Raw genomic sequence first — 13771 nt, 5'->3', positions numbered from 1 at the left:
AGGAGTTGCGATGCCCTCTGGGGTAGCTGTTGGTCGTTCGGTCAAGCGAGAATTTTTCGACCTGGTCTGTCGTGGGATGACCACGACGGAAGCCTCGGTGAACGTCGGCGTGGCGCGACGGACCGGTTGGCTGTGGTGGCGCCACGCTGGCGGGGTGAAACTACGTAAAGGTGGCTGTGGCCTGGGCGGTGTGGCCGCTGTTGGCAATCCTGTGGGTATCGGCGGACGAGGGCATCGCCTCGATGCCGCCGAGCGGGTGGAAATCATGCGGGGCCTCGACGCAGGCCTCAGTTACGCCGCGATTGGACGCCGGCTGGGCCGGGATCGCTCGGTCATATGGCGCGAGGTGCAACGAAACCGGCTGATTATCACGCCATGGCCGATACCCGTGCTGCCGAGCGGGCCCGCCGACCCAAAGCTGCCGACAATCGCCGGTTGTGTCACTTGACGTCGACGGATGGAGTGCTGATCTCGACGGTGTTGACGCCGATGATGACAGGTGAGCCGAAAGCAAAGCCTCTCTCCAGACTGTGGCCAGTTGCGCGCAGATCTGTCCAAACGCCTGTCCACACATCGGGCAGTGCGCAAACCCCGCACGCAGACCGAACGACGGGGCAAGTTCACCGACGTGATCACCATCAGTCAACGACCCGCCGAGGCCGCTGACCGGGCCGTGCCCGGGCATTGGGAGGGCGACCTGATCATCGGCGCGCGCGGCGCCAGCGCGATCGGGACACTGGTCGAACGCAGCACCCGCTTCACGATCCTGCTGCACCTGCCGCTCGATCACCACGCCGAAACGGTGGCCACAGCCATGATCGAAGCCATGAGCGAATTGCCCCATCATCTGCGCCGATCCGTGGCCTGGGACAGGGGCAGCGAAATGGCTGGCTGGCAGGACATTTCGCTACAACTACAAGCGCCGGTGTACTTCTGCGACCCGCACTCGCCCTGGCAGCGCGGGACCAACGAGAACACCAACCGGCTGCTCCGCCACTGGTTTGAGAAGGGCGCAGATCTGAGCACCTACACCCCCGACGACCTCAAAATCATCGCCGCCAAACTCAACAGCAGACCCAGACCCACTCTGGACCTCGACACACCCGCCCAACGCATGGCCGCACTGATTAGCCAAGCGGCCTAACCGTTGTCATGACCACTTGACTTTGAGGGCGTTCTGGTCGCGCGGAATACAGTTTCGGCGGGAAGGTCAGCGGGTGCCGAGCAGGTCGATGACGAAAATCAAAGTCTTGCCCGACAGCCGGTGCCCGCCTCCGGCGGGGCCGTAGGCCTGCTCCGGCGGGATGGTCAGCTTGCGGCGGCCGCCGACCTTCATGCCGGGGATGCCGTCCTGCCAACCCTGGATGAGGCCGCGCAGCGGGAACTCGATGGACTCACCGCGGTTCCAGGAACTGTCGAACTCCTCGCCCGTGTCGAACTCGACGCCGAGGTAGTGCACCTCCACGTTGGCACCCGGCACCGCCTCCGGACCGTCGCCCACGACGAGGTCTTCGATCACGAGCTCGGTGGGCGGCGGGCCTTCGGGAAAGTCGATCTCGGGTTTGGTAGCCATGCCGCTCACCCTAGACCGCCGGGGCGTCGCGCTTGGCGGGGTCGCGCCCACCCCGTCATCAGATCGCGCGGGGAGGCACACTGGTAGCCGTGGCCAAAGACGAAGAAATCCTCGCTCAGGTGAACCAGCTCGTCGCAGAGGAGAAGGAACTCCGCGAGAAGCTGCAGCATCACGAGATCGACGAGTCCGAAGAGCATCAGCGGCTGCGCGCCGTCGAGGTCCAGCTCGACCAGTGCTGGGATCTGCTGCGCCAGCGCCGCGCGCTGCGCGAGACCGGTGGCGACCCCGCTGCCGCCCAGGTCCGCCCCGCCGACGAGGTCGAGGGCTACCTGAACTGAGCGGCCGCACCGACACCCGCGCCGACGTCGTCATCGTCGGCGGCGGACACAACGGTCTGGTGGCCGCGGGCTACCTGGCCAGGGCGGGCCGTCGCGTGCGCGTGCTGGAACGCCTCGACCATGTCGGCGGCGCCGCCGTGTCGACGCACGCCTTCGACGGCATCGACGCCCGGCTGTCGCGGTACTCCTACCTGGTGAGCCTGCTGCCGCAGCGCATCGTCGACGATCTCGGCGCCCGGATCCGGCTGGTGCGGCGGCGGTATTCGTCCTACACCCCCGACCCGGCCACCGCCGGCCGCACCGGACTGCTGGTCGGGCCGGAGTCGACGTTCGGCGCGGTCGGCGCCGCGGCCGACGAGGCGGGCTTCGACGAGTTCTACCGGCGCTGCCGCACCGTCACGACGCATGTCTGGCCGACGCTGACCCAGCCGCTGCGCACCCGCTCCCAGATGCGCCGCGACGTCATCGCCGCAGGCGGCACCGACGCGGAGGCGGTGTGGCGGGCGATGGTCGACCGTCCGATCGGCGAGGCGATCACGTCCGCGGTGCACAGCGATCTCGTGCGCGGGGTGATGGCCACCGACGCGTTGATCGGCACGTTCGCGGCGCTCGACGACCCGTCGCTGCGGCAGAACGTGTGCTTCCTCTACCACCTCATCGGCGGCGGCAGCGGTGACTGGGACGTGCCGATCGGCGGGATGGGTGCGGTCAGCGGCGCGCTGGCGGCGGCCGCGGCCGGTTTCGGGGCCGACATCGTCACCGGTGCCGAGGTGGAGTCGGTCACCCCCGACGGTGAGGTGCACTTCCGGCGCGGCGGTGCCGAGCATCGGGTGGTCGCCGACCGGGTCCTGGCCAATGTCACGCCGGCCGTGCTGGCGCGCCTGCTGGGCGAGGACGCCCCCGACGTCGCGCCCGGCGCGCAGGTGAAGGTGAACCTGATGCTGCGCCGGCTGCCGCGACTGCGGGACGAGAGCGTCGCCCCGGAGCAGGCTTTCGGCGGGACGTTCCACATCAACGAGAGCTACGGCCAGCTCGAGTCCGCCTACCGGCAGGCCGCCGGCGGCGCTGTGCCCGAACCACTTCCGTGCGAGATCTACTGCCACTCGTTGGCCGATCCGACGATTCTGTCCGACGAACTGCGCGAGTCCGGCGCGCAGACGCTGACGGTGTTCGGACTGCACACACCGCACGGGTTGATGGCGTCGGGCACGCCCGGCCGGATGCGCGACGCGCTCACCTCCGCGGCCCTGACCTCGCTGAACTCAGTGCTGGCCGAACCGATTCAGGACGTGCTGATGGAGGACGCGGTCGGCCGGCTGTGCATCGAGGCCAAGACGACGTCGGATCTCGAGGATGCGCTGGGCATGACGAACGGCAACATCTTCCACGGGGCGCTGTCGTGGCCGTTCGCCGAGGACGACGACCTTCTCGCGACGCCCGCGCAGCGCTGGGGTGTCGCCACCCGCCACGAGCGAATCCTGCTGTGCGGATCGGGTTCTCGCCGCGGTGGCGCCGTCTCGGGGATCGGCGGGCACAACGCGGCGATGGCGGTACTCGAGGGCTAGGTGTACTGACCACGGACGTTAGGTACGGCGTGGCGTGGTGACATGACGAAGACCTCCGAGTGAAGTGCGAGCTGTCTAGGAACGCACCAATTCACCGGAGGTCTTCGTGTCCCACCGTAATGCCCCCTTGTCCGAAACCGGTCGTCTGAGGCTGGCTCGCTGCGTCGTCGAGGACGGCTGGTCGCTGCGCCGGGCTGCCGAACGGTTTCAGGTCGCGGTGACTACGGCGGCCCGCTGGGCGAGCCGATACCGGGAGTTGGGTCCGGCTGGGATGGTCGATCGCAGCTCTCGGCCGCACCACAGCCCGAATCAGACACCGACCCGCACAGAGCGGCGCATCATCAAAATCCGCGTGCTGCGCCGTTGGGGACCGGCCCGCATCGGCTATCAGCTGGGCATTCATCCCTCGACAGTGCATCGGGTACTGAGCCGCTACGGGGTGGCCAAGCTGCGGTGGCTGGACCGACCTACCGGCCGAGTGATCCGGCGCATCCAAACCACCGGGTGTGGGGAATTGGTGCACATCGACGTCAAGAAGCTCGGCAAGATTCCCGCCGGCGGTGGCTGGCGCATGCTGGGCCGCGCTGTGGGCAGGGCCAATCGCCAGGCTGACAAGAGCAGCGCGGTCATGACGCAATACCGCAATCCCCGGCGGGGCTATCACTTCCTGCACACCGCGATCGACGCGCACTCTCGGCTGGCCTACTCCGAATTGCTAAGTGATGAACGCAAAGAGACCGCCGCAGCATTCTGGCGACGCGCCGACGCCTGGTTCACAGAGTGCGGCATCACAGTGCGGAAAGTGTTGACCGACAACGGCTCCTGCTACCGATCCCATGCCTTCCGGGACGCTCTCGGCGACATCGAACACCGGCGCACCCGCCCATACCGACCGCAGACCAACGGCAAGGTCGAGAGATTCCACCGCACCCTGGCCGACGAATGGGCCTACGCCCGCCTCTACACCAGCGACGCCCAACGCTGCGAGCAATTCCCGATCTGGCTGCACGCCTACAATCACCACCGCGGCCACACCGCACTCGGCGGCCAACCACCCGCCAGCCGCGTACCTAACCTCTCAGGTCAGTACAGCTAGGTCAGCTTGTCGAGCAGGGCGCGCAGTGTGGCCAGGTCGGCGTCGTCCAGCGCGGTGAGAACCTCGGGTGCCGGGTCCCGGACAGCGTCGATCGTGCGCACCACCTCCCGCCCCGCGTCGGTCAGGGACACCACCTTGCAGCGTCGGTTCTGCGGGTTCACCTCACGCACCACCAGCCCGCGTTCCTCGAGGTCGTTGACTGCGACGGTCGCCGCGGGCGCGTCGATGGTCGCCGCGGCGGCGAGTTCCTTGACAGTCATCGGGGTCCGACTGAGCCGCTTGAGAATTCGGATCCTGCTGAACGGCAACCCGGAGCGCTCGACCACCGCCCGCTTCCAGCCGTCGCGGTGATCCATCACCAGCGACGACAGGTCCCGCCACACCGCGTCGGCCAGGCCGTCACCGGACATGCGCGTCCTCCCGGTTCGGTGTTCCCGCGATCAGCGGCGCCAACCGCTCGGCCGAGCGCATCGCCCGCGGCGACGTGGAGAACAGTCCCAGCGCGAGGATGACCAGTCCGAGGGCGGTGCACACGAACCACAGCGGCCGGGCGGCCGCGGCGAAATCCGCGACCGCCATCGTCATCGCCGATCCGGCGACCGAACCGCACAGTGCGACACCGATACTGACGCCGACCTGGCGGCTCGTCGACGTCACCGCCGAGGCGGCACCGGCCCGGTCGAGCGGCATCCCGCCGACGGCGGCGTTGGTGATCGGGGCGTTGACCATCGAGAACCCGATGCCGAACACCGCGAAGACGACCAGCAGCGACCACACCGGCGTCGAGGCTGTCAGGAACGTCAGCATCGTCGACGCCGCGGCGATCAGCACGCCGGCGATCACCAGCGACGGGCGGGCCCCGAAGCGCCCAACCAGCCGACCCGACAGCGGGGAGAACACCAGCGCGCCCACCGCGATCGGCAGGTAGATAAGGCCGGTGTGCATCGCGGAGTAACCCCGCTCCCCCTGCAGGTACAGCGACATCATGAACAGGAAGGCGCCCCAGGCGGCGAACGCGCTGACCGCCGAGACGGTCGCGGAGGTGAACGGGATGCTGCGGAAGAAGCGCAGATCCAGGAAGGGGTCGTGGCGGCGGGACTCGTAGCGCAGGAACGCCGCGAGCGCGACGGCCGCGACGACGGCGACGCCGACCACCCGGACGTGCGTCCAGCCCAGCACCGGGCCCTCGATCAGCGTGTAGACGAGGCCGAAGAGCGTGACGACCGCCAGCAGCTGACCGATCGGGTCGACGTTGCGCATGGTCGCCGACTTGGTCTCGGGCACGAAGATCGCTGTGAGCAGCAGGGCGGCGGCGCAGATCGGCAGGTTGATCCAGAACACCGAGCGCCAGCCCACGGTCTGGATGAGCAGCCCCCCGACGATCGGGCCGAGCGCCATCGAGATGCCGACCACGGCACCCCACACCCCCAGGGCCCGCGCCCGCTCCTGTCGGCCGACGAAGATCTGCGAGATGATCGACAGCGCAACGGGATTGAGCATCGACCCGCCGATGCCCTGCAGCAGGCGGGCACCGATGAGCGTGTCGATCGTGGGGGCGAGGCTGCAGGCCAGCGATCCCACCGCGAACAGCACCAGGCCGGTCTGGAACACCCGTCGGCGGCCGAAGCGGTCGCCGGTCGCGCCCGCCAGCATCAGCAGCGAGGCCAGCACCAGCGTGTAGATGTCGACCACCCACTGCATCTGCGCCGGTGACGCCGAGAGATCCGTGCGGACGGCGGGAATCGCGACGTTGACGATCGTGGCGTCCATCGACACGATGAGCAGGCTCAGACAGCAGGACACCAGCACGATGGTCTTGCGTCTCGGCGTGAGCGTGCCGACAGTTTCATTCACACAACTATTGTGAAACTACAACTGTCATGATCGCAAGCCGGGAAGCGCATCGAACTCGACGAAATGGCGAAGATCACTCGCCATTTCCCGCCCGAACGTTGGTTTGGGCGAAAAAGGGGACGGAGTCAGCGGGAGCCGATGTCGGCGTAGTCGCGCTCGGTGTAGCCGGTGTAGATCTGCCGCGGCCGGCCGATCTTGTTCGGCTCACCGTGCATCTCACGCCAGTGGGCGATCCACCCGGGCAGCCGGCCCAGGGCGAACAGCACCGTGAACATCCGCGTCGGGAAGCCCATGGCCCGGTAGATCACGCCGGTGTAGTAGTCGACGTTCGGGTAGAGCTTGCGCTCGACGAAGAAGTCGTCGGTCAGCGCGATCTCCTCGAGCTCTTTGGCGATGTCGAGCAGCTCGTCCTGCACGCCGATCTTGCCGAGGATCTTGTCGGCCTGCTCCTTGACGATGCGGGCGCGCGGGTCGTAGTTCTTGTACACGCGGTGCCCGAAGCCCATCAGCTTCACACCGTCCTCGCGGTTCTTCACCTTCTTGACGAACGTCGCGACGTCGTCGTCACCCTTGCGGATCTTCTCGAGCATCTCGAGCACGGCCTGGTTGGCGCCGCCGTGCAGCGGGCCCCACAGCGCGTTGATGCCGCCGGAGATCGAGGTGAACAGGTTGGCCTGCGAGCTGCCCACCAGCCGCACCGTCGAGGTCGAGCAGTTCTGCTCGTGATCGGCGTGCAGGATGAACAGCATGTCCAGCGCCCGAACGATCTCGGGGTCCACCTCGTAGGGCTCGGCGGGGAACCCGAACGTCATCCGCAGGAAGTTCTCGACCAGCGTCAGCGAGTTGTCGGGGTAGAGGAACGGCTGACCCTCGGACTTCTTGTACGCGTAGGCGGCGATGGTCGGCAGCTTGGCCAGCAGCCGGATGGTCGACAGCTCGACCTGCTGGGGATCGAACGGATCCAGTGAGTCCTGGTAGTAGGCGCTCAGCGCGTTCACCGCGCTGGAGAGCACCGGCATCGGGTGCGCGTTGCGCGGAAAGCCGTCGAAGAACCGCTTGAGGTCCTCGTGCAGCAGCGTGTGCCGCTGGATCTGGGTGGTGAACTTCTCGAGCTGCTCCTCGGTCGGCAGCTCGCCGTAGATCAGCAGATAACTGACCTCGATGAACGTCGACTTCTCCGCGAGCTGCTCGATCGGGTAGCCGCGGTACCGCAGGATGCCGGCGTCGCCGTCGATGTACGTGATCGCGCTCTTGGTGGGCGCCGTGTTGACGAATCCGCCGTCGAACGTGGTGTAGCCGGTCTTTGCCAGCAACGATCCGAGCGCGATGCCGTCCGCGCCCTCAGAAGCTTTGACGATGTCGAGTTCCAGCTCGCCGCCGGGGTAGGAGAGGGTGGCGTGCTCTTTCCCGGCTTCGGCGTTATCGGCCACTGGGATCCCTTCGGTCTCGGGTCTATCGGGAATCGGAATCTGACTACAGAAGGTAGTCCCATTCCCGTGCGCACGCCCGCGGGGGTCGCTGACGAGAGCATCAGACGTGTTGCCCGAGCCCCGCGATCTCAACCATGAAGTCGGCGTAGGTCACCTCGAACGCGGCGACTGCGTCGTCGACCCGGACGCCGCGCAGCGCCGTCGTGTCCTGAGCGAGTTCGCGCAGCGCCGTCATCAGGATGCCGCCCCACACCGCGGCCATCAGCTTGACCCGGCGGTCATCCACGGCGGTGCCCATCCGGGCGGCCACGGCGACATCGACCGGGTTCCCGCGGAAATCGACGGCGGCTTGCTGCAGCGTGCCCGACGAGACCAGGATCCGCAGGATCTGCATGAACCGCTCCGATGACAGCACACCCACCGGCGCCGACTTGGTGCTCAGCGCCATCGCGACGTAGGCGCGGCGCAGCGCCTCGAAGTGGGACAGCTCCGGCGGCTGACGAACCAGCTCGGCAGCGACCCGGTCGAGCACCTCGTCGATCAGGGCCAGCGCGATGGCGTCCTTGGTGGAGAAGTAGCGACTGAAGGTGCGGGGAGAGACGTCGGCGATCGCCGCGATCTGGTCGACGGTCGTGCCGTCGAAACCCTGGCGGTCGCACAGCCCGGCCGCGGCGTCGATCAGGGTGGCCCGCGTGCGGCGCTTCTTGCGCTCGCGCAAGCCCAGGACAGGCTCCCCTCTGACTTCGACCACGTTCGGATGGTAGTCCGTTCGGTACGGCGGGGAGGTCGAACTGACGTCGCCCGACAGTTGCCGGCACCGCCGGGTCAGAGCACCCGCGCCACCCGGTAGCGGACGAACGCGGGCACCGCCACGACGGCGAGCACCACACCGATCACGACCAGCACGCCCCCTCCCGCCGCGGCGACCGTCGTCCCGACCGCGGCCGCCACCGCTCCGTGCGCCGCGTCGGCCAGCCGGGGGCCGCCGGCCACGACCACCGTGAACACGCCCTGCAACCGGCCGCGCAGTTCGTCGGACGCCGCCTCCTGCAGGATCGTCGACCGGAACGCCGCGGACACCATGTCCGCGGCACCCCCGAAAGCCAAGCAGGCCAACGCGATCCACAGCATCGCGCCCGCCGTGCCGTGCGCCGCGCCGCCGACCACGCCGAAGCCGACCATCGCCACGCCCCACGCCACGATGGCGACCACGACCGCCAGCCCCTGACGCTGAACCCGGGGCAGCCAGCCGGAGAAGATTCCGCCGGCCACCGCACCCGCCGACATCGCGGCGGCGAGCAACGCCATCGTCGTTCCGCCCTGTACCGGGCCGCCGAAGCTCTCGTGCGACATCTGCGGGAACAGGGCCCGCGGCATCCCGAAGATCATCGCGATCAGGTCGACGACGAAGGACATCAACACCACCCGATTGCCCGCCAGGTAGCGGAAACCGTCGAGAACCGCGGCCGGCCCGTAGCCGGAGGCGCCGTCACCGGTCACCGTCGGCGGCATCGGGGTCATCCGGACCGTCGCCCAGACCGCCGCGAGGCAGGTGATCGCGTCGATGAGATACAGCGCGGACAGGTCGACCCAGTGCAGCATCACCCCGGCCAACAGCGGGCCGGCGATCGCGCCGAACTGCATCACGGTCATGTTCAAGGCGTTGGCGGCGGGCAACTGGCCCCCGGGCAGCATGCGGGGAATGGCCGCAGAGCGGGTCGGCGAGTTCACCGCGTAGAAGGCCTGCTGCACCGAGAGCAGGCTGAGCACCACCCACACGTTGTTCAGCCCCAGCGCGGACTGCAGCCACAGCAGCACCGACGACAGGGCCAGCCCGCACGAGGTGATGACGAGCAGCAGGCGCCGATCCATCGCGTCGGCCCAGGCGCCACCCCACAGCCCGAACACCACCAGGGGCACCAGCGCGAACAGCCCGGCCAATCCGACGTAGAGCGAGTTCTGGGTGAGCGTGTACAGCTGGACGGGGACGGCGAAGATCGTCAGGTTCGCGCCGATGACGGTGACGATCCCGGCCAGCCACAGCCGCCGGAAGTCGGGGGCCTGCAGGGGTGTGGTGTCGGCGAAGAGCCGGCCCACTACGGCTGGAGGCGCTCGACGAGCCCGCTGCGGACCCGAATCCTGTTGTGCAGCCGGTTTTCCCGGCCCTGCCAGAACTCCACCTCATCGGGTGCGATCAGGTAGCCGCCCCAGTGCGGGGGTACCGGGACGGTCTCGGTGTCGGCGAACCGCTCGGTGACCTGGGCGAGTTGGCCTCGCAACGCGTCCCGCGATGCGATGGGCCTGCTCTGCGCCGACGCCCACGCCCCCAGCTGCGAGCCGCGCGGCCGCTTGGCCCAGTAGTCGGCGGTCTCCGCGGTCGGCACCTTGGTCACCGGGCCGCGCAGATGCACCTGCCGGCCCAGAGCCAACCACGGGAACGTCACCGACGCATACGGTTGCGCGGCCAGTTGCTCGCCCTTGGCGGAGGCGTAGTTGGTGTAGAACGTGATGCCCGACTCGGTCACGCTCTTGCACAACACGGTCCGTGTGACGGGTCTTCCCTCGGCGTCGACCGTGCCGACCACCATCGCGTTGGGCTCGGCCACCCCGGCCTCCCCGGCGTCGGCCAACCAGCTGTTCAGCAGGGCCACCCATCCGACGTCGAGCCAGTCCACGTCCAGATCGGAGCTGCCGTCCTTCTCCACCGAGCCGTATTCCACCCGCATCCGGGCGAGGTCGTCAGATGTGCCCACGCGATCACGCTACGCGCCGAGCGCAACCGTCGGCAGCAGCCACAGGCGGTGATGCGACAATCACCGCATGACTGCGGTGCCGAAGGATTTCGCTCCCGGACTGGCTGGCGTGGTGGCGTTCGAGACTGAGATCGCCGAGCCGGACAAGGACGGCGGCGCGCTGCGCTATCGCGGCGTGGACATCGAGGACCTGGTCGGCGACCGGGTGACTTTCGGGGACGTGTGGGGCCTGCTGGTCGACGGCCGGTTCGGGCACGGTCTGCCGCCCGCCGAACCGTTCCCGCTGCCGATCCACAGCGGCGACGTCCGCGTCGACGTGCAGGCCGGGTTGGCCATGCTCGCCCCGATCTGGGGGTATCGACCGCTGCTGGACATCGACGACCAGACCGCGCGCGACCAGTTGGCACGGGCGTCGGTGATGGCACTGTCCTACGTCGCGCAGTCCGCCCGCGGCATCTACCAGCCCGCTGTGCCACAGCGCAGGGTCGATGAATGCGACACGGTCACAGCGCGATTCATGACCCGCTGGCAGGGGGACCCCGATCCGCGGCACATCGAGGCCATCGACGCGTACTGGGTCAGCGCCGCCGAGCACGGCATGAACGCGTCGACGTTCACCGCCCGCGTGATCGCGTCGACGGGCGCCGACGTGGCGGCCGCGCTGTCGGGCGCGATCGGCGCGATGAGCGGGCCGCTGCACGGCGGTGCCCCGGCGCGGGTGATCCCGATGATCGAGGAGGCCGAGCGGACCGGGGACGCGCGCGCGGTGGTCCGCGGCATCCTCGACCGCGACGAGAAGTTGATGGGCTTCGGACACCGGGTGTACCGGGCCGAGGACCCGCGGGCCCGGGTGCTCCGGGCGACGGCCAAGCGGCTCGAGGCGCCGCGCTTCGAGGTCGCCGCGGCCCTCGAGCAGGCCGCCCTGGCCGAGCTGCGGGAACGCCGGCCCGACCGCGCGATCGAGACCAACGTCGAGTTCTGGGCGGCCGTCATCCTCGACTTCGCCCAGGTGCCGCCGACGATGATGCCCGCGATGTTCACGTGTGGCCGCACGGCCGGCTGGTGCGCGCACATCCTCGAGCAGAAGCGGCTGGGCAAGCTGGTGCGGCCGTCGGCGATCTACGTCGGGCCGGCGCCGCGCAGCCCCCAGTCGGTCGAGGGCTGGGACCAGCTGACCCGGCCATGACCGACCCGCGGGCCGTCTTCGCTTCGGCGGCAAGGTATTTCGCGTCACTGGTGCGCGACGTACCCGATCACCGGTGGAACGATGCGGGACTCGGCGAGTGGTCGGTTCGCGACCTCGTCGGGCACACGTCACGGTCGCTGATCACGGTGAGCACCTACCTGGGGGCCCCCGCGCAGCGCGAGGACGTCACCGAGCCCGCCGACTACTACGTCCGCATCAACGACTACGCCGCGGGGATGGGCGCCGCCGCGATCGTCGAGCGCGGCCGTCAGGCGGGTCGCGACCTCGGCCCGGATCCGGTCGCGACGATCGACGGGCTCGTCGAGCGTGTGCTCGGTGAGATCGACGCCGCCGACGACCCGCTCATCGAGGTGATCGGCGGCCTGGGTCTGCGGCTGAGCACCTACCTGCCGACGCGGACCTTCGAGATCGCGGTGCACGGTCTGGACATCGCCGCCGTGGTCGAAGCGGACCGCACACCGCCCCGTGAGGTGCTGGCCGAGGCCGCGGCGCTGGCCGCGCGCATCGGCGTGCAACTGGATCGCGGGCCCGCGCTGCTGATGGCGCTGACCGGACGCACCGCGTTGCCCGCCGGGTTCTCGGTGGTCTGACGCGCCGATGAGTTTCCGGTGGCGGCCCGGTCAGCATCGACAGCCACCCGGCCATCATCACGCAGCGAAGGAGACCCCATGGCGATCGACAACACCCCGATGCTGGTTCCGCACCTCGTCGTCGACGACGCGGCCGCGGCGCTCGACTTCTACACCACGGCGTTCGGCGCCGAGGAGATGGTGCGCCTGCCCGGGCCAGACGGCAAGCTGATGCACGCGTGCATGCGGATCAACGGCTCGATGGTGTTCCTCAACGACGACTTCCCCGAGTACAACGACGGAAAGTCGAGCACCCCGAAGGCGCTCGGCGGCACGCCGGTCACGCTGCATCTGCACGGGGCCGACGTCGACGGCCGCTTCCAGCGCGCGCTCGACGCGGGCGCGGTTGTCGTCAACCCGCTCGAGGATCAGTTCTGGGGGGATCGCTACGGCGTGGTGCGCGATCCGTTCGGGCACCACTGGGCGCTCGCCGAATCGGTGCGCGACGTCGACGTCAACGACATCGCAGCACAGATGAGCAGCGGCAGTTAGCCCGCTCGCCGGTGTGTTTGCCCGGCGGCGGCGACGCACGCGGTGATACTGGGCTGTGCTCTGGCTGCTGCAGTTCCCCCCACCCGTCCTGGGCCTGATCTGGATCGCGGTCCTCGTGGGTATCTCCGTCGGCGGTCTGGTCCTGTTCCGGAAGGTGGTGTCCCACACCCGGCTGGAATCGGCGAATCCGGTGTCCAGCGCGGTGTTTCAGGTCGCCGGCGTGCTGTACGCGGTGCTCGTCGCGTTCGTCGTCGTGGTGGTGTGGGAGCAGTTCGGCAATGCCGAGGACGCCAGCAGCATGGAGGCATCGGCGGTCGCCGACCTGCTCCGCGACTCGGACGCACTGCCCACCGCGTACCGCAGCGAGGTGCAGCAGAACCTGGTCGCCTACTCCCGCGATGTCATCGACAACGAGTTCCCGCGGATGCGGCACGGCGAGACCATCGCCGAGCAGTCCGACGCGCTGAACAACGTCTGGCAGGCCTACCTGAAGGTGCAGCCAGAGACCCGCAACGAGATCGCGTTCTTCGACCACGCGATCGTGCGGCTCAACGATCTGAGCGCCAACCGCAAGCTTCGGGTGTCGACCGGCGACGCCTCGGTGCCCGCCGAGTTGTGGGTGCTGCTCGTCGGCGGCGGCGCCGTCCTGATGCTGTTCACCTATCTGTTCGGCACCCGGGATCTGCTGGTGCACGGTCTGGCGGTAGGGTTGACGGCGTCGCTGCTGGCGTTCGTCATGTATCTGATCTTCGCGCTCGAGCATCCCTACGTGGGCGCCTTGTCGGTGCAGCCCACCCCGTTCGTCAACGTGCTGGCCGACTGGTCCGAGTAGGT

Annotated in this window: 14 protein-coding genes and 1 pseudogene; 8 read left to right on the top strand and 7 right to left on the bottom strand. The window is 68.7% G+C overall.

All coding sequences use genetic code 11. The annotated features are described in order from the left end of the window. Positions 1–10: 10 nt before the first annotated feature. A pseudogene (locus G6N45_RS28450) lies at positions 11–1144 on the top strand (IS30 family transposase). Between the two features lie 66 nt (positions 1145–1210). Here G6N45_RS28450 and G6N45_RS09240 read toward each other — a convergent pair. Then, positions 1211–1573 (bottom strand): FKBP-type peptidyl-prolyl cis-trans isomerase, encoded by a 363-nt coding sequence (locus G6N45_RS09240; protein ID WP_048419756.1) that lies wholly within the window; start codon positions 1571–1573, stop codon positions 1211–1213. 89 nt (positions 1574–1662) lie between these two features. On the opposite strand from G6N45_RS09240, the gene G6N45_RS09235 reads away from it, so the two are divergent. The 3 genes from G6N45_RS09235 to G6N45_RS09225 all read left to right on the top strand — a co-directional run bounded on the left by G6N45_RS09235 (position 1663) and on the right by G6N45_RS09225 (position 4572). Then, a complete protein-coding gene (locus G6N45_RS09235) occupies positions 1663–1911 on the top strand; it encodes a DUF2630 family protein (protein ID WP_163721818.1) in 249 nt (82 codons plus the stop codon). After that, positions 1908–3476, top strand: a complete 1569-nt coding sequence (locus tag G6N45_RS09230) for a phytoene desaturase family protein (protein WP_163728105.1) — start codon at positions 1908–1910, stop codon at positions 3474–3476. The genes G6N45_RS09235 and G6N45_RS09230 overlap by 4 nt, the downstream gene beginning before the upstream one ends. Positions 3477–3582: 106 nt before the next feature. Next, positions 3583–4572, top strand: a complete 990-nt coding sequence (locus tag G6N45_RS09225) for an IS481 family transposase (protein WP_163721817.1) — start codon at positions 3583–3585, stop codon at positions 4570–4572. Here the strand turns inward: G6N45_RS09225 and G6N45_RS09220 are convergent. From G6N45_RS09220 to pdxH, 6 genes are all read right to left on the bottom strand, one after another. Continuing rightward, on the bottom strand, positions 4569–4982 hold the full coding sequence (locus G6N45_RS09220) for a MarR family winged helix-turn-helix transcriptional regulator (protein WP_163721816.1): 414 nt from the start codon (positions 4980–4982) through the stop codon (positions 4569–4571). The genes G6N45_RS09225 and G6N45_RS09220 overlap by 4 nt on opposite strands. After that, the gene (locus G6N45_RS09215) at positions 4972–6426 is read right to left on the bottom strand and encodes an MFS transporter (RefSeq protein WP_163721815.1); all 1455 of its coding nucleotides are present in this window, start codon (positions 6424–6426) and stop codon (positions 4972–4974) included. The genes G6N45_RS09220 and G6N45_RS09215 overlap by 11 nt, the downstream gene beginning before the upstream one ends. A gap of 125 nt (positions 6427–6551) precedes the next feature. Then, entirely contained in the window at positions 6552–7856 is a 1305-nt protein-coding gene (locus tag G6N45_RS09210) for a citrate synthase (RefSeq protein WP_163721814.1), read from the bottom strand. A gap of 100 nt (positions 7857–7956) precedes the next feature. Continuing rightward, positions 7957–8607: a TetR family transcriptional regulator gene (locus tag G6N45_RS09205; protein ID WP_163721813.1), complete on the bottom strand. Its 651-nt coding sequence runs from the start codon at positions 8605–8607 to the stop codon at positions 7957–7959. A gap of 74 nt (positions 8608–8681) precedes the next feature. Further along, positions 8682–9953 carry an MFS transporter gene (locus G6N45_RS09200; RefSeq protein WP_163721812.1) on the bottom strand — a complete coding sequence of 424 codons (1272 nt, stop codon included), beginning with the start codon at positions 9951–9953 and terminating at the stop codon, positions 8682–8684. Continuing rightward, positions 9953–10582: a pyridoxamine 5'-phosphate oxidase gene (gene pdxH / locus G6N45_RS09195; protein WP_163728102.1), complete on the bottom strand. Its 630-nt coding sequence runs from the start codon at positions 10580–10582 to the stop codon at positions 9953–9955. Before pdxH ends, G6N45_RS09200 begins: the two co-directional genes overlap by 1 nt. Positions 10583–10676: 94 nt before the next feature. Here pdxH and G6N45_RS09190 point away from each other — a divergent pair, with 94 nt between their 5' ends. From G6N45_RS09190 to G6N45_RS09175, 4 genes are all read left to right on the top strand, one after another. Continuing rightward, entirely contained in the window at positions 10677–11795 is a 1119-nt protein-coding gene (locus tag G6N45_RS09190; protein WP_163721811.1) for a citrate synthase 2, read from the top strand. Next, positions 11792–12406, top strand: a complete 615-nt coding sequence (locus tag G6N45_RS09185) for a maleylpyruvate isomerase N-terminal domain-containing protein (RefSeq protein WP_163721810.1) — start codon at positions 11792–11794, stop codon at positions 12404–12406. Before G6N45_RS09190 ends, G6N45_RS09185 begins: the two co-directional genes overlap by 4 nt. A gap of 78 nt (positions 12407–12484) precedes the next feature. Next, positions 12485–12937: a VOC family protein gene (locus tag G6N45_RS09180; RefSeq protein WP_163721809.1), complete on the top strand. Its 453-nt coding sequence runs from the start codon at positions 12485–12487 to the stop codon at positions 12935–12937. Between the two features lie 55 nt (positions 12938–12992). After that, positions 12993–13769 (top strand): bestrophin-like domain, encoded by a 777-nt coding sequence (locus G6N45_RS09175; protein ID WP_163721808.1) that lies wholly within the window; start codon positions 12993–12995, stop codon positions 13767–13769. Positions 13770–13771: the final 2 nt, after the last annotated feature.

This window comes from Mycolicibacterium psychrotolerans (genome assembly GCF_010729305.1).
Taxonomy (GTDB): Bacteria; Actinomycetota; Actinomycetes; order Mycobacteriales; family Mycobacteriaceae; genus Mycobacterium; species Mycobacterium psychrotolerans.
This window is presented reverse-complemented; position numbering and strand designations above follow the sequence as displayed.